Raw genomic sequence first — 15,165 nt, forward strand, 5'->3', positions numbered from 1 at the left:
AGCATGAAGCACACCTTCATTCCCAAACGCATGGATCGCCGCGCAACCGGATGCAATCTGGCCGCTGCCTGAAGTCTGTCAGCCCTGACCGGGCGTTGGACGGATCCCTAAAGGCAGACTTTGGAATGAAACATGACAGCCTCAAAAACGCTGCGCCTTGCCATTGATATAGGCGGCACCTTTACCGACACTGTTCTGGTGGCGGGCGAAGACACGATCCTGGCCTCAGCCAAGACCCTGACCACCCATCAGAACCCGGCAGACGGCGCCATGGAAGGTGCCGCGCGGGTGATGGCGCAATCGGGGCGTTCTCTGGGGGAAGTGACGGGCTTCATCCACGGCACCACGCTGGCCACCAACGCGCTGATCGAGCGGCGCGGGGCAACGGTTGCGACGGTGACCACCGAGGGGTTCCGGGACATTCTGGAAATCGCCTATGAGCGGCGTTATTCGCAGTATGACATCAATCTGGAAAAGCCCGGCCTGCTGGTGCCGCGCGAACGCGCGCTGACCATCTGCGAGCGGATGTCGGCCGCGGGCGAGGTGCTGATCGGCATGGAGGACAGCGCGGTCGACGCGCTGATTGCCAGGCTGGATGCCTGCAGTGCTGATGCGGTGGCGGTCTGCCTGATGCATTCTTACGCCAATCCGGATCATGAACGCTGGCTGCGGGATGCCTTGGCTGAGCGCCGCCCCGGCCTGACGGTGTCGATCTCGTCCGAGGTCAGCCCCGAGGCGCGGGAATTCGACCGGCTTTGCACCACCGTGGCCAATGCCTGTATCCAGCCGCTGATGGAGACTTACCTCGCGCGCTTTGCCGAACGGTTTGCGGCGGAAGGCGTGACCTGCCCGATCCTGATGATGACCGCCGGCGGCGGCATGTGCACCATCCAGACCGCGGCGCGCTTTCCGGTCCGGCTGGTGGAGAGCGGACCCGCCGGCGGTGCAATCCTTGCCGCCCGTATCGCGGCACAGGCGGGGCTGGATCAGGTCTTGTCGTTCGACGTCGGCGGCACCACAGCCAAGCTGTGCCTGATTGATAACGCCCGCCCGCAAACCTCGCGCCAGTTTGAAATCGCCCGCGCGGCGCGGTTCATCAAAGGGTCGGGCATGCCGGTGCGCATCCCGGTAATCGAGATGATCGAGATTGGTGCGGGCGGCGGCTCCATTGCCGGGGTGGACCGGCTGGGCCGCCTGACCGTGGGGCCGAAATCAGCGGGGTCTGAACCCGGCCCGGTGGCGTTCGGGCGCGGCGGCACCGAGCCAACGGTGACCGACAGCGACATTACGCTGGGCTATATCGTGCCGGATACTTTTGCCGAAGGGTTTATAAAGATCGACCCGGCAGCCTCCAAGGAGGCGCTGGCGCGGGTGATCGGTTCACGGCTGGAGCTGGACGGCGTTGGCGCCGCCGATGGCGTCAGCCGCATTGTTGATGAAAGCATGGCCAGCGCCGGGCGGATGCATGCCGTGGAATCGGGCAAGGATCTGGGGCCGCGCACCATGATTGCATTTGGCGGCAACGGCCCGCTGCACGCAAGCCGGGTGGCGCGCTCGGCAGGGGTGTCGCGCATCTTGATCCCGCCGAACCCGGGTGTCGGGTCGGCTGTGGGGTTCCTGTTTGCCCCGGTCAGTTTCGAGATTGTGCGCTCGCGTTATTCGCTGCTGGAAACAATGGATATGGGGCAAATCAACCGGTTGTTCGCCCAGATGACCGACGAGGCGAAATCGGTGGTGGCGCAGGGCGCTGGCGACGCGGAAACAGAGGTCCGGCGCACCGCCTTCATGCGCTATACCGGGCAGGGGCATGAGATTGAGATCACCCTGCCGGACCGCGATCTGACGGCTGAGGATCGTGGCCCCCTGACCGCGGCGTTTGAGCGTGAGTACGCCAAGCAGTTCTCGCGCCCGGTGCCGGGTATGAAGATCGAGATCCTGAACTGGGCGGTGCGGGTGGCGACGCCGGATGCCGCGGTCACGGCGGTGCCGGAAACGCCGGAACTTAAGAACATCTGTGCCGCAGCCTTCCGCCCGATCACCTGCGACGTGGATGGCACGACAAAGCAGGCGGCATTCGTGCCGCGTGACAGCCTGAAACCCGGCGATCGCGTTTGCGGCCCCGCTCTGATCACCGAACCGCAAACCACCACGTTGGTGTCGTCGGATTTCTCTGCCCATGTGGACGCAATTGGCAACCTCGTCCTGATCCAGGATCAGAAAGACGACCAGAAAGGAGGCGCATGATGGCCGACCTCTCACACGATCTCTCGCCGGCCCGGCTTCAAGTCATGTGGAACCGCCTTCTGGCGGTGGTTGAGGAGCAGGGCCAGACCCTGATCCGCGCCGCGTTTAGCCCCATCGTGCGTGAATGCGGCGACATCTCGGCCGGTATCTTTGATGTGCAGGGCCGGATGCTGGCCCAGGCCGTGACCGGCACGCCCGGCCATATCAACACCATGGCCGAAGCGGTGCTGCATCTGCGCGGCCGTTTCCCGGTGCAGACCATGAAGCCCGGCGATATCTACATGACCAACGATCCCTGGCTGGCCTCAGGGCATCTGAACGATTTCCTTTTGATGATGCCCGCCTTCAAGGGGGGCAAGGTGGTGGGCTTCACCTCCTGCACATCGCATCTGGTGGATCTGGGCGGTCTGGGCATGGGGCCGGAGGGCTCCGACATCTATGACGAGGGTCTGCTGGTCCCGCCCTGCAAGCTGGTCGAGGAAGGCGAGCTGAATGCGCTGCTGATGGACATCATCCGTGCCAACAGCCGCGAGCCGGTTGCCAATGAGGGCGATATTTACGCGCTGATTGCCTGCTGCGAGGCGGGGGCGGCGCGGCTTGTGGACATGATGGAGGAGTTCCGCATCGATGATCTGGATGCCTTGGGCGCCTACATCATCGACACCTCCCGCCGCGGCACGCTGGAGGCGATCGCGGAGGTGCCAGAAGGCGTCTACAAGAACGCCCTGAAAATGGACGGCTATGAGAATGAGCTGGAGCTGCACGCAACGCTGACGGTCTCCAAAACCGGAATGAATGTGGATTTCACCGGCACCTCGGGCTGTTCCAAGAAGGGTATCAACGTGCCCTTGAACTATGCCACAGCCTATACAGTGTTTGCGCTGCGTTGCATTGTGGGGCCGGATATTCCCAACAATGCCGGGTCTTTGGAGCTGTTCACGGTGGATGGCCCCAAGGGCTGCATCCTGAACGCGCAACGCCCGGTGCCGGTCGCGATGCGCCACACGCTGGGGCAGGTGACGCCGGATCTGGTGCTGGGTTGCCTGCATCAGGCGCTGCCCGATCAGGTACCGGCCGAAGGCGCCAGCTGCATGTTCGACCTGCCGATGCGCCACGCACCCGAAGTGGCCCGAGACGGCGGCCGCGAATTCGCCATTGAGCCGGTCCACAATGGCGGCACCGGAGCGCGGCCCAACGCGGACGGGCTGTCGGCGACTGCCTATCCCTCTGGCGTCTATGGCAGCCAGGTGGAAATTACCGAGTCGGTTGCCCCGGTCATCCTGTGGCGGCGAGAGTTGCGGCCTGACTCCGGCGGGGCCGGCAAATATCGCGGCGGCCTTGGCCAGCGGATCGAAATGACCGCCTCCAACGATGCGCCCTTCATTGTGTTTCTGTCGGTGGAGCGGCTGAAGTTCCCGGCGCTTGGCAGGATGGGCGGTTTACCCGGCGCCCCGGGCCGCATCCGCTTGCGCGATGGCGGGCAGGATATCCCCGGCAAGGGTGAATTGCGGGTGGAGGCAGGCGACTATCTGATCTTTGAAACCCCAGGCGGCGGCGGCTTTGGCGACCCGGCGGAACGCGACCGGCAAGCCCTGGCGCTGGATCTGAAACGCGGGCTGGTGACCGCGGAAGGCGCAAGCGCCTATGGAGGTGCCAAATGATCCGCGCCGTTCCGCATGTTGCTGCCATGGCGCCTTATGCGCTGGCGGATCTCGGCGGCGAGGGGGTCATTTCCCTCGCCCAGAACGAAAGCGCCTTTGCCGCCAGCCCCGCCGCGATTGCCGCGGGCAAGGCGGTGCTGGGGCAGATGCCGCTTTATCCGGACCCGGAATGGCCCGATCTGCGCGCCGCGGTGGCGGAGGTACACAGGCTGGACCCGGCCAAGGTGCTGTGCGGCGCCGGTTCGATGGAGCTGATCACCTGCCTGATCCGCGCCTTTGCCGGGCCGGGCGACAGGGTCTTGGGCACCGATTACGGCTATGCCTTTGTGTCCTCGGCCTCGGCCCAGGTGCAGGCGGAGTACGTCAAGGCGCGGGAACGGGCGCTTACGGTCTCAGTCGATGACATTCTTGCCGCCGTTACGCCGCAAACCCGCATCGTCTTTGTCTGCAATCCTGGCAATCCTACCGGAACGCTGATCCCCAACGCTGAAATTCAGCGCCTGCGCGCGGGCCTGCCTGCAGATGTGCTGCTGGTGGTGGATCAGGCCTATGCCGAGTTTGCCGATGCGGAAAACAACCCTGCCGAAATCTTCGCCCTGGCAGAGCGCGGCGATACCGTGGTGATGCGCACATTGTCCAAGGCTTATGGTCTGGCAGGTGCCCGGGCCGGTTGGGGCTATTTCCCGCCTCAGATCGCGGGCGAAGTGCGCAAGCTATTGAACCCCAACAATATCTCCATCCCGTCGCAGGCGATGGCGGCAGCAGCGATGCAGGACCAGGCGCATATGCGTGATACAGTGGCCAAAACTGCCGCGATCCGTGATGGTTTTGCCGCGGGCTGCCGCGCGCTGGGGCTGACAGTGCCGCAAAGCCACACCAATTTCGTGCTGATGCGCTTTGCCTCGCCCGTGCAGGCGCAGGCAGCGGATGCGGCGCTGCGGGCGGAAAAGCTGCTCATGCGCGGCATGGGCGGCTATGGCCTCAGCGATTGCCTGCGCGCCACCATCAGCAGCCAGGACGTGATGGACCGCGCACTGGCGGTGCTGAAAGGAGTGCTCACATGACTCATGAAACCCGCACCCGCGCGAAAATCGGCGTGCTGGTGCCCTTCACCAACACCAATCTGGAACCGGACATGATGCTGATTCGCGCACCCGGTACCACGGTGCACTTTCAGCGCTTGGGAGGTTATGATGTGGACGAGATCCCGGGCTCCAATCAGATGGCGGGGCTTGGCGTCTCCGACATCAGCCATGATCTCAGGATGATCTCGGGCGTGCGCCCTGATGTGGTGCTTTACGGTTGCACCTCGGCAACGCTGACCCATGGGCCGGAGTTTGATAAGAAGCTGGCGCAGGACATCAAGGCAGGCTGTGGCGCGCTGTCCTTTACCGCTGCCGGGGCGCTGGTTGACGCGATCAAGGCCCTCAGCGCAACCAAAGTGGGCTTCTCCTCTCCCTACCTGGGCGAGATCAACACGCAAGCAATGGACTTCCTGTCGCAGAACCGGATTGCCACGGTTAAATGCGCCGATGCGGGGCGCGAGCTTGGCAACTACGGCCAGGGGGAGCTGACACCGGAGGAGGTATTCGACCTGGCCTGCCAGGCCGATCAACCGGAAGCCCAGGCCATTGTGCTCAGCTGCACGGACATGCGTGCGGTTGAGGCTGTCAGCCGGATCGAAATGGCGCTTGATAAGCCGGTTGTCACCTCAAACCAGGCAATGATGTTTGCGGTGATGCGGGCGCTCGGGCTGCCCCGTCAAAGCAATGTGCCGGGCCGGTTGTTCGAATTGCTGTAAAACGAAGGCCAGGGTGCCTGCCGGTCCCTGACTGTTTCATCTTTCCCAAAATACTCCGGGGAGCGCGAGGGGCAGGCCCCTCGCACCCGCCTTCTCAAGGCTCGCCGGACCCGATTTCCTCGCGCCGCCTGGCCGCATAGGCCTCCAGCTCTTCCTTGATGGCCGGATCCATCGGCGGTTCCGCATAATCCCGCAGCGCCTGCTGCCAGATGCCGGTGGCGCGGCTCAGCGCATCCTTAGCGCCGGCCGCTTCCCAATTCTCATAGTTCTGCCAGTCCGACAGCATCGGGGTGTAGAACGCGGTTTCATAGCGTGCCATGGTGTGCTCGGCGCCAAAGAAATGGCCGCCGGCGGGCACCGACTGGATGGCGTCAAAGCCCAGCTCATCGGCGTCGAATTTCATCGGCTTCAGGAATGCGATCATGTTCTGGATGATCTCCACATCCATAATGAATTTCTCATAAGACGCGGTCAGGCCGCCCTCCAGCCAGCCGGCCGCGTGATAGATCACATTGGCACCGCCCAGCACCGCGCCCCAGGTGCCCATCATGGTTTCATAGGCCGCCTGCAGGTCCACCGCGTTGGAGGCATTGGCGTTGGAGGTCCGGTAGGGGATGCCATAGCGCCGCGCCAGCTGGCCGCCGGCGATATTGGCCTTGGCGTTTTCCGGTGTGCCAAAGGCCGGCGCGCCGGAGCGCATGTCGACATTCGACGTGAAAGAGCCGTACATCACCGGTGTGCCGGGATTGACCAGCTGGGTCAGCACCACCCCGAACAGCGCCTCGGCATTCTGCTGCGCCAGGGCGGCGGGCAAGGTCACCGGGGTCATGGCGCCCATCAGGGTGAACGGCGTCACTGTCACCGGTTGGCCGTACTCTGCCATGGCAATCAGCCCGTCGCCCATCGCATCGTCGAACAGCCGCGGCGAGTTGACTGAGATGATGGTGATGACGCCCGGATCCTCCTTCATATCTTCCGGTCTCTGGCCTCGGGTGATCGCCATCATGTTGATCCCGTCCAGCGCCCGGCCGCGGCCGATGGCGGAACAGTGGAACGATAGGTCCGAATAGGTCAGGTTGGCCAGATAGGTGTCCAGATGACGGTTGTTGGCGGGCAGCTCCAGCGGCGCGGTCACCTGGTTGCCGATCAAGTGGATGGCGTTGAAGTGATGCGCCAGCTTGATGAAGTTCTGATAATCGGTGAGGTTGCCCGACCGGCGCCCATTGATGCAGTCATGCACATTGGGCGGCCCGGCCACCAGGCCGAAGGTCACGTTGTTGCCGCCCAGGGTGATCTGCTTGGCGCGGTTGCGCGCGGTCAGTGTGAAGGTGTGCGGCACCGTCTTCAGCGCCTCCATGACGAGGCTTTCATCCATGCGGATGGTCTTGCTGTCCCGGTCAACGATGGCGCCTGCACACTCGAAGATGTCCATGACATTATCGCCCATCACTCGGATGCCGGCCTCCGACAGGATCCGCATCGAGGTGGCGTGCAGCTGGTCCGTCTGGTCGGGGTTCAGCAGCTCAAACGGCGGATAGGTGTTCTTCACCTGTTGCCACGGCAGCTGTTCGATGCTGCCGCCGGATCGGCTGGATTTCCCGCGGCGTCCGCCGCCGCGTCTTTCACGTGCCATGTCTTTCATCTTTCTGGTCAGTTTGCAGGCTTAGGTTTCCGGCGCATCGTAGATCAGACGGCCCAGATCGGAGAATTTGCTGCCGTCGCTGGTGAACCCCAGCACCGCATCGCGGATGCCGCTGGCGCGGGCCTCGCCCAGCACCGGGGTGGCAAATTCCATGAATTTGCGCACCACATCCGCCTGCGAGAATGGCGCCTCGGGGCCGCCGCGGGCGTGGACATCGCCGCTCTCGATCACCCGCCCGTCGGTCAGCGTCACCACCACATCGGCAACCCGGCAAATCGGGAAGCGCACCGAATGGCGCGCGGCCTCGGCGACCGAGATCCGTTGGTGGATCGAGGCCACCAGCTGATCTGCAAGCCCCTCGCCGGTAATATGTTCAACCCCGATCCGGCCATAGGCGGCCTGGGTTGCGACGGCAAAACCCAGTGAATACTGCGCTTGGCTGGTGGTTGACGGGATGCCGGGATAGAGGCAGGCGCTTTCGTGAAAGGTGTTGATGCGGATCCTGGCGATCTGTTCGTGGGTCAGACCGTGCTCCAGCATAACCTGGCGCAGCGCGTCGATCGGCGCATGGGCCCAGCGGCAGATCGGGTAGGGCTTCACGTATTGATGCTCCATCTGCCAGAAGCTGCCTAGGTCCTGCCAGTATTCCGCAACCCGGTCTTCCTCGAGGGTGATCGCGGGCGCGCCGGTAAAACCTTTCTCGGCCAGAATTGCCGAGGACATGCCCGCCATCGCCCCCCAGCCGGAGCCGTCATGCAGCATCGAGGGGTTGGCGATCTCGCGCATCATCTGGCTGCGGGGGCCGTGGAATTCGGCGATCCCCAGCGCCTGGCGCAGTTGGTCGCGGCTGAGGCCGCGGATCCGGGCTGCAATCGCCGCCACCCCCAGGGCGTTCCAGGCGCCGGAGGTGTGGTAGTCGCTGACGGTGCTGTGCAGCGACAGCGCCGCGCGGCCCGCCAGCTCATAGCCCAGTGTGGTGATCGCAAGCACCTCCGGCCCCGAAAAATCCGGCACGGTTTCCGCCAGCGCCGCAATTGCCGGGATCAACACCACACCGATGTGGCCCTTGGTCGGGTAATAGCCGTCATGGCCGTCCAGATTGTCGGTGGCGGTGGCGGCGGCATAGGCGGCGCCTGCGACGCTTACCCTGCGGCCGTCGAACAACATGCGCGCCGCCAATCCCTCCTCGCCGCAGCCATAAAGCGCCACGGCGGTTTCGCGGGCGATGCGGCCGGCCTCCATCGGGGTGGCGCCGATGGTGATGCCCAAGGTGTCGAGGAACATCAGTGCTGCCGCCTTGCGGGTGCTGTCCGGCAGAGCGGCGGGGGTGAGGCCGAAGGTGAAGTCGGCGGCGCGGTCGAAAGTGGCGGTCATGGCGGATCTCTCGCAGGGGCGGTTTCCGCGTCAGGCTAGGGTGTCCTGGGTCCGGTGACCCGCAAATAAACCGGGGTCATAGGGATGGGTTATTTCGTGAAATGCGTGTTAGACGTCGTTTTTTGACCATTCCGGGCCGCTAACCCTTGGGAATTGCGGCGCATTCCAAAGCATGTGAACATGGCCCAGAAACCGCCAGCGGACCGCCTGATGAAGAATCTCCCCCACCTGACTTTCCTGCGCTCGTTTGAGGCCGCCGCCCGCTATCTAAGCTTCACTTCGGCGGCAGATGAGCTGAACTGCACCCAGTCGGCGGTGTCGAACCATGTGCGCAGCCTGGAGGAATTCATCGGCCGGCCGTTGTTCGTGCGGCATCCGCGGTCCTTGTCGCTGACGGATGTGGGCGAGGCCTATCTGCCTTCGGTCCGACACGCGCTGCAGGAGATTGATTCCGCTACCCAGCTGTTGATCTCGCAAAGCCACAAACGGGAGGTGGTGATTTCCTGTCCCGTCAGCCTGGCGGAGAAATGGCTGATCGACGTGATCGAGGATTTCACCAAGGTGCATCCCGATATCGACCTGACCATTCACAGCACCATCTGGGTGGATGTGGAGACCAACGTTTCGGACATTTCGATCACCATCAACCATGTCGATGATGTGATGGGGCCGGCGGTCAAACTGTGGGATGAAAAACTGGCGCTGGTCTGCTCCCCTGACTTCCGGGTGAATGGCGCGGCGCTGAGCAGGCCGGAGCAGCTGATGGAGGCCAAGCTGATCCACATTCTGGGCCGCCCGATCTATTGGGAGAAAATCGCCAAGCATTATGGGCTATCCGGGATTGAACTGAGGGGCGGCTTGCAGACCAACTCCTCCAATATGGGGCTGGAATTTGCGGTCAACGCGCTTGGCTGCGTGGTTTTGCCGAAATCCCTGGTGCGGAGCCATGTGGAGGCCGGGCGGCTGGTGGCGCCCTTCGCCTTTGATCTTGACTGCCCGTGGACCTATTTCGCCACCTTCAAGGACAAGGCGGCAACGCCCTCGGTCAAGCATTTCAAGACTTGGCTGCTGAAGGCCGCGGCGGGGATGGAACTGTAGCTTTAACGCTGCCTGCAGGCAGCATTGAAATTTGGCGGCATTCACCGTATATACGGGTATATATACGCGAGGCCTGCCAATGATTGAGACCAAGATCAGGAAAGTCGGAAACTCTGCCGTCATCACGCTGACGACGGAGATGCTGACGATGCTGGACGCCAAGGAAGGCGATACGCTGTTTGTGGTGCGCGGCGATGACGGCAGCCTGCGGGTGATGGCGCATGATCCCTCGGTGGCCGAGGCGCTGGCCGCGGCTGAAATCGTGATGGACGAGAACCGGGATCTGCTTCAGGCCCTGGCGTGAGCAGGTACAAATGGGTACCGCTGGCGGCAGTTGTTGTTTTCCATGACCGGCAGATCGCCCGCCATGGCGGCGCTGCGGGGATGCGCGACAAGGCACTGCTCGAAATGGGCTGTGCGCGGGCGATGAATCTGGCAGCCTATTCGGACGCGGGAGTGGCCGCGGTTGCCGCGGCCTATGCATTTGGCATCGCCAAGGCGCATGCCTTTGTCGATGGCAACAAGCGCACGGCCTTTGTGACCGCTGTGACCTTTCTGCGCCTCAATGGCTACCAGTTCCGCCCGGACCCGGTGGAGGGCGTGCGGATGATGGAGGACCTCGCCACGGGGGATGTGGATGAGGCGGCATTTGCAGAATGGCTGACAGCGGGAATGGCAACAATCTAAACCAGCGCCTTACCTGGAAGTATCACGGTGCGCGTTCGCCCGGGCGGGAGCGGAACGCGCCCGCCGTGGGGCGGGCGGACGCGACGGGCCAAGTGCTCATTCCTGATCAGGCCCGCAGCCGTGCGCCGGAGGGATCAAAGGCCGCCGCTTCCAGAATACGCGCCTTATGCGGCTTGCCCAGGATGAAAACCTCGACCTCGTCACCGGGTTTGGCAACTGCAGGGTTCGCGTATCCCAGCGCCAGCGACTTGCCGACGGAGTAGCCATAAGCACCAGACGTCACCCGGCCCACCGGTTTGCCTTCGGGCGTGAAAATGGGCTCACCGCCAGAAGCATCGGCATCGTTCACCGCGTCGATCTCGAAGGCGGACAGCATTTCGCGCGGGGCGTTGTCCTTGACCTTCAGATAGGCGTCCTTGTGGAGGAAATCCTTGTCCAGCTTGATGAGACCGGCCAGGCCCACCTCCTGCGGCCAGTATTCCTGGCTGTACTCGCGGCCCCAGGAGCCATAGCCCTTTTCGATCCGTAAGCTCCCCAGCGCGCGGCCGCCAACCGGGCCGCCGCCGAACTCTGCGGCAGCTGCCAGCAGGGCAGAGTACAGTTTGACCTGGTCGTCCTCGGCGCAGTGCAGTTCCCAGCCCAGATCGCCGGTGAAGGACACCCGGATTGCCAGGCATTCCACCCCCGCCACCTCGATGGTGCGCGAGCGCATGAAGCGGAAGGCCTCATTCGACAGATCCGCATTGGTCAGCCGCTGCAGCATATCGCGCGATTTCGGACCGGCCACATTGAAGCCCGCGATGCGGTTGGTGGCGACCTCGAATGTGGTGCCTTCCGGCAGCTCGACCATGTTGAAGAAGCGCTGGTGATAGCGTTCCGCCATGCCGGAGCCGACCATCATGTATTCGTCATCCGCAACCTTGGTGATGGTGAAATCGCCGGCAACGCCGCCACGGACCGAAATCAGCGGGGTCAGGCAGGAACGGCCCGCTTCGGTTGGCACCTTGTTGGCGACCAGCTTGTCCAGCCAGTCAAACGCGCCCGGACCCTTGACCACGTAGTTGGCGAAGTTCGAGATGTCGATCACGCCGACGTTTTCGCGCAGCATGCTGACCTCGCGGCCCACCGGCTCCCACCAGTTCTGGCGGTTGAAGCTGTTGGTGTCCTTGGTGCCGGGGTGCCGGAGAACCACAGGGGATGTTCCCAGCCGCAGTTCAGACCAAAGACGCAGCCCAGTTCCTGCTGCATTTCATAGGCCGGGCGCACACGGGCCGGACGGCCGGCGCTGCGTTCCTCGTTCGGGAAGTGAATGGCGAACCGGTGTGCATACTGGTCTTCGACGCGGGATTTGGTGAATGCCTTGTCGGCCCAGTCGCCAAACCGCGCCAGATCCCAGGCAAACATGTCGTATTGCGGCTCGCCCTCGATCATCCACTGGGCGGCCAGCAGGCCGAGACCGCCGGATTGGGAGAAGCCGGGGATAATGCCGGTGCAGCAGAAGTAGTTCTTCAGCTCCGGCACCGGGCCCCAGATGGCGTTGGAGTCGGGCGACCAGATCATCGGACCGTTGATGACACGCTTAACGCCGGCGGTTTCGGCGCAGGGCACCCGTTCGGTGGCGCGGATGACGTTGTCCATGATCCGGTCCAGATCGTCGGGGAACAGCTCATGGGCAAAGTCCAGCGGGGTGCCGTTTTCGGCCCAGAACCGCATGTCCTTTTCATAAGCGCCGATCAGGAAGCCGTTGCCCTCCTGGCGGAAATAGTATTCGCCGTCACGGTCCGCGATCGAGGGCAGGCGGCGGCCCATGTTTGCCACTTCGTCGATGGACTCGGTCACAAAATACTGGTGTTCGGTCGGCTGCAGCGGCAGGGTGAGGCCCGCCATCGCCGCCACCTCGCGGCCCCAAAGACCGCCAGCGTTCACCACCCATTGCGTATGTATGTCGCCCTTGTCGGTCTTCACGATCCAGCTGCCGTCGGGCTGCTGTTCGGTGCCGATCACCGGGCAGAAGCGTTCGATCTGCGCACCCATGGCGCGGGCGCCGGCCGCATAGGCCATGGTGACGCCGGAAGGGTCAACGTTGCCGCCGTCGGGTTCGAACATGATGCAGCGGATATCGTCAAACTGCGCCAGCGGGTGCAGCTCCTTGGCCTGTTCGCGGCTGACCTCGTGGAAGTTCAGGCCATAATATTTCGCCTTGGCCTCCTGCAGGCGCAACTGGTGCTCGCGCTGTTCGGTCTTGGCCAGGTACAGCGAGCCGGGCTGGAACACGCCGCAGCCCTGGCCGGTTTCCTTCTCCAGTTCCTTGTACAGGTTCATCGTGTAGTGCTGGACGCGGGTCACGTTGTTGTTGTCGTGCAGCCCGTGGATGTTGGCCGCCGCGTGCCAGGTGGAGCCGGCGGTCAGCTCGTCGCGTTCCAGCAGCACCACGTCGGTCCAGCCAAGTTTCGCGAGGTGGTAGAGGATAGAGCAGCCGACCAGCCCGCCGCCGATAACAACTGCCTGTGCATGGGTTTTCATGCGTTTGTTTCCCTTGCCTGCGTGTGGGATGCGGCACGCCCTGCAGGCCCGGAAGTGCCGCCAATTCCTTAACCGAGACCCTAGTTGCGGGGGCTGGGATGACCCGTGAAGAATTCAGACCCAATGCCCCGGATTTCTTTGGTCATCGGACCCGGCTTACCCTTGCAGTGAAGCGTCTCCTGTTGACTGAAGCAGCTGTATTGAGCGGGACTGAAGCTCAAACCTGGCCGGGTTCTTTCCTTCATTTTCCTGAACGCACCGTGTGCTGACGGGAGCCAGACGGCGCGGCGCGCCGGGAAGGGGCGGCTATGTCCAAGATCAAGTTCATTGAAGCGCAGTTCCATAATGCCGATAAAGACCGGCGTGCAATACGGCAGCGCCTGGAACGGTTCCTGAAAACGCGCCGCGCCCTCGAGCGCGGTATCGTGCCTCCGGACCCTGGGGATCGTGATGACCGCCTTCGGTGGGAAAACGAATTGATGCAGGTTGGTCTCGGGCGCGAAGGTCAGGCCCGCGTGGACCGCCGGATGGGCAGGCCGGTGGAACGGAGGGCTGCGGCCGCAGGTCTCTCCCACCTCAAACTCGACGACCGGAGAGCCTTGGAGGTCCTACGCAACGGTGTGGAGCTGATCCGGATCCGGACAGAGCATCAAATGGATGAAATCGCCGCCGGGATCCATGCCGGCATGCCCTGGATGGCGCCTGCGACCGATCTACTTTGGAAATCGATGCGGCGCTCGGTCCGAAACGGTGACGCAGGATTCCGCCTGCCTCCGGTGCTGCTGGACGGTCCTCCGGGGATCGGAAAAAGCATGTGGGCCGTCAGCTGAGCACCGCACTTGGCGTGCCCCGCTGTGGCGTGGAATTGACGGTGGAGCAGGCATCGTTCGGTATCGTGGGTTCTTAGCGCGGCAGGCCCAACGCGCAGCCGGGAGGCCCTTTGATGACGATCCTGAAGCACTTGATTGCGAACCCGGTGGTCGTTGTGAATGAAGCGGAAGAGGCCTGGGTTGCGACTTCGACCACAGGGTTCGTCGAGAGCCTATTACCGGTGGCCGGGTTGGATTGGGATGTGTCCGATTTCAGCACGCTGTGTCGCCGCCAGAGGACTCTGAACGTAAGCTTACCGTATCGTGGCAGCACAGACCCTCTCAATATTCTGATCGACAGCACTGGCATCAAGGCAGAGGGCGAAGGGGAATGGAATGCCCGAAAACACGGTGGCCCCAAACGCCGGGTTTGGCGCAAGATACACATCCCTTGCCTGGCAGTCGTTTGCGGCGCAAACGAAGAGAAGGGGGATTGCCGAGGAGACATTGGAGGCCCGGGCCGCAGACGGGGCATACGACACGCGCAAATGCCATGAGGCAATTGCCGCCCGAGACGCCCACACAGTCATTCCACCACGTAAAAATGCCAAACCCTGGAAACCGGCAAGCGCAGGAGCCATCACCCGAAACGAAGCCGTGCGCGCAACACGAAATCTGGGCAGAGCATTGTGGCGACGGTTGACAGGATACCACCGCCGAAGCCGCGTCGAGATATGAAGAGGGTCAGAAAACAATCCGGGGGATCGTTTTCCCGATGATTGAATGCATTGCGTGAAACTGACGGGCCGGAGCCTCATGGCACGGGACTTCGACCGCCAGGTCGCAGAAATCCAAATCCGCTTGGCCGTCCTGAACCGCTACACGGCTCTTGGCATTCCCGTCACAAAGGGCGCAGGATAAGCCCGCCTGGGGAAAGGGGAAGTCCGGCCTTCAGACCATTTGTGCAACAAAGCCGTGGGATTCTCATCCGCGCCGTCTGTTTCGTTGTTAAATTCTTCACCCTCGCGGACGGCGGCTTCTTCCGCTGCTTCGCCCGCTCCGGTCCGCCTCAAGAAGAGCGGTCAAAGCTTCATGGATACGCTCCACAACCGCTTTTGGGTTTCTGAGCCAGTCGGTAGACCAGATGCGAAAGATCGTCCAGCCAAGGTTCTTAGGCACTGGCTGGCGAACCTTGTCCCGGTCTTCTGCGGTTGCGGAGATGTGATAGGTGGCTCCATCACATTCAATGCCGGCAAGGCAAAACGGGCGCGGATTTGCGCAAGCAATGGCGTCGGTGATCTGGGGTATGGCAAGTCCAACCGGGAA

The 15,165-nt window shown here is 63.0% G+C and carries 11 protein-coding genes and 2 pseudogenes; 9 read left to right on the plus strand and 4 right to left on the minus strand.

Annotation, left to right across the window (positions count from 1 at the left end; translation table 11 throughout):
- The first annotated feature begins 132 nt into the window (after positions 1-132).
- Genes ETW23_RS22680 through ETW23_RS22695 form a run of 4 tightly spaced genes read left to right on the plus strand, consistent with a single transcriptional unit; the run spans position 133 to position 5,706 of the window.
- On the plus strand, positions 133-2,244 hold the full coding sequence (locus ETW23_RS22680) for a hydantoinase/oxoprolinase family protein (RefSeq protein ID WP_134831526.1): 2,112 nt from the start codon (positions 133-135) through the stop codon (positions 2,242-2,244).
- Positions 2,244-3,905, plus strand: a complete 1,662-nt coding sequence (locus ETW23_RS22685) for a hydantoinase B/oxoprolinase family protein (RefSeq protein ID WP_134831527.1) — start codon at positions 2,244-2,246, stop codon at positions 3,903-3,905. Before ETW23_RS22680 ends, ETW23_RS22685 begins: the two co-directional genes overlap by 1 nt.
- Complete coding sequence (locus ETW23_RS22690; protein WP_134831528.1) at positions 3,902-4,969, plus strand: histidinol-phosphate transaminase; 1,068 nt, start codon at positions 3,902-3,904, stop codon at positions 4,967-4,969. Before ETW23_RS22685 ends, ETW23_RS22690 begins: the two co-directional genes overlap by 4 nt.
- Positions 4,966-5,706 carry an Asp/Glu racemase gene (locus tag ETW23_RS22695; RefSeq protein ID WP_134831529.1) on the plus strand — a complete coding sequence of 247 codons (741 nt, stop codon included), beginning with the start codon at positions 4,966-4,968 and terminating at the stop codon, positions 5,704-5,706. The genes ETW23_RS22690 and ETW23_RS22695 overlap by 4 nt, the downstream gene beginning before the upstream one ends.
- 94 nt (positions 5,707-5,800) lie before the next feature.
- On the opposite strand, the gene ETW23_RS22700 is transcribed toward ETW23_RS22695, so the two are convergent.
- Both ETW23_RS22700 and ETW23_RS22705 read right to left on the minus strand, forming a co-directional pair.
- The gene (locus ETW23_RS22700; protein ID WP_134831530.1) at positions 5,801-7,339 is read right to left on the minus strand and encodes a trimethylamine methyltransferase family protein; all 1,539 of its coding nucleotides are present in this window, start codon (positions 7,337-7,339) and stop codon (positions 5,801-5,803) included.
- A 30-nt stretch (positions 7,340-7,369) separates the two neighbouring features.
- A complete protein-coding gene (locus tag ETW23_RS22705) occupies positions 7,370-8,722 on the minus strand; it encodes an MmgE/PrpD family protein (protein WP_134831531.1) in 1,353 nt (450 codons plus the stop codon).
- A 210-nt stretch (positions 8,723-8,932) separates the two neighbouring features.
- Here ETW23_RS22705 and ETW23_RS22710 point away from each other — a divergent pair, with 210 nt between their 5' ends.
- The 3 genes from ETW23_RS22710 to ETW23_RS22720 all read left to right on the plus strand — a co-directional run bounded on the left by ETW23_RS22710 (position 8,933) and on the right by ETW23_RS22720 (position 10,507).
- Complete coding sequence (locus tag ETW23_RS22710) at positions 8,933-9,820, plus strand: LysR substrate-binding domain-containing protein (RefSeq protein WP_129373052.1); 888 nt, start codon at positions 8,933-8,935, stop codon at positions 9,818-9,820.
- 79 nt (positions 9,821-9,899) lie between these two features.
- Entirely contained in the window at positions 9,900-10,124 is a 225-nt protein-coding gene (locus ETW23_RS22715; protein ID WP_024092785.1) for a MazE family transcriptional regulator, read from the plus strand.
- Positions 10,121-10,507 (plus strand): type II toxin-antitoxin system death-on-curing family toxin, encoded by a 387-nt coding sequence (locus tag ETW23_RS22720; RefSeq protein WP_134831532.1) that lies wholly within the window; start codon positions 10,121-10,123, stop codon positions 10,505-10,507. Before ETW23_RS22715 ends, ETW23_RS22720 begins: the two co-directional genes overlap by 4 nt.
- 96 nt (positions 10,508-10,603) lie before the next feature.
- Here ETW23_RS22720 and ETW23_RS22725 read toward each other — a convergent pair.
- Positions 10,604-13,030: pseudogene (locus tag ETW23_RS22725) on the minus strand (FAD-dependent oxidoreductase).
- A 308-nt stretch (positions 13,031-13,338) separates the two neighbouring features.
- Here ETW23_RS22725 and ETW23_RS22730 point away from each other — a divergent pair.
- Both ETW23_RS22730 and ETW23_RS22735 read left to right on the plus strand, forming a co-directional pair.
- A complete protein-coding gene (locus ETW23_RS22730) occupies positions 13,339-13,860 on the plus strand; it encodes a hypothetical protein (protein ID WP_134831533.1) in 522 nt (173 codons plus the stop codon).
- A gap of 191 nt (positions 13,861-14,051) precedes the next feature.
- Positions 14,052-14,760: pseudogene (locus ETW23_RS22735) on the plus strand (transposase); the annotation flags it as partial.
- A gap of 96 nt (positions 14,761-14,856) precedes the next feature.
- Here ETW23_RS22735 and ETW23_RS26955 read toward each other — a convergent pair.
- A complete protein-coding gene (locus ETW23_RS26955; RefSeq protein ID WP_134831578.1) occupies positions 14,857-15,147 on the minus strand; it encodes a DUF559 domain-containing protein in 291 nt (96 codons plus the stop codon).
- Between the last annotated feature and the right edge of the window lie 18 nt (positions 15,148-15,165).

Source organism: Leisingera sp. NJS201 (genome assembly GCF_004535885.1).
GTDB lineage: Bacteria > Pseudomonadota > Alphaproteobacteria > Rhodobacterales > Rhodobacteraceae > Leisingera.

Coding starts and splice junctions, on each gene's coding strand:
- ETW23_RS22680 (WP_134831526.1), top strand. CDS start 133: ATGACAGCCTCAAAAACGCTGCGCCTTGCCATTGATATAGGCGGCACC.
- ETW23_RS22685 (WP_134831527.1), top strand. CDS start 2,244: ATGGCCGACCTCTCACACGATCTCTCGCCGGCCCGGCTTCAAGTCATG.
- ETW23_RS22690 (WP_134831528.1), top strand. CDS start 3,902: ATGATCCGCGCCGTTCCGCATGTTGCTGCCATGGCGCCTTATGCGCTG.
- ETW23_RS22695 (WP_134831529.1), top strand. CDS start 4,966: ATGACTCATGAAACCCGCACCCGCGCGAAAATCGGCGTGCTGGTGCCC.
- ETW23_RS22700 (WP_134831530.1), bottom strand. CDS start 7,339: ATGGCACGTGAAAGACGCGGCGGCGGACGCCGCGGGAAATCCAGCCGA.
- ETW23_RS22705 (WP_134831531.1), bottom strand. CDS start 8,722: ATGACCGCCACTTTCGACCGCGCCGCCGACTTCACCTTCGGCCTCACC.
- ETW23_RS22710 (WP_129373052.1), top strand. CDS start 8,933: ATGAAGAATCTCCCCCACCTGACTTTCCTGCGCTCGTTTGAGGCCGCC.
- ETW23_RS22715 (WP_024092785.1), top strand. CDS start 9,900: ATGATTGAGACCAAGATCAGGAAAGTCGGAAACTCTGCCGTCATCACG.
- ETW23_RS22730 (WP_134831533.1), top strand. CDS start 13,339: ATGTCCAAGATCAAGTTCATTGAAGCGCAGTTCCATAATGCCGATAAA.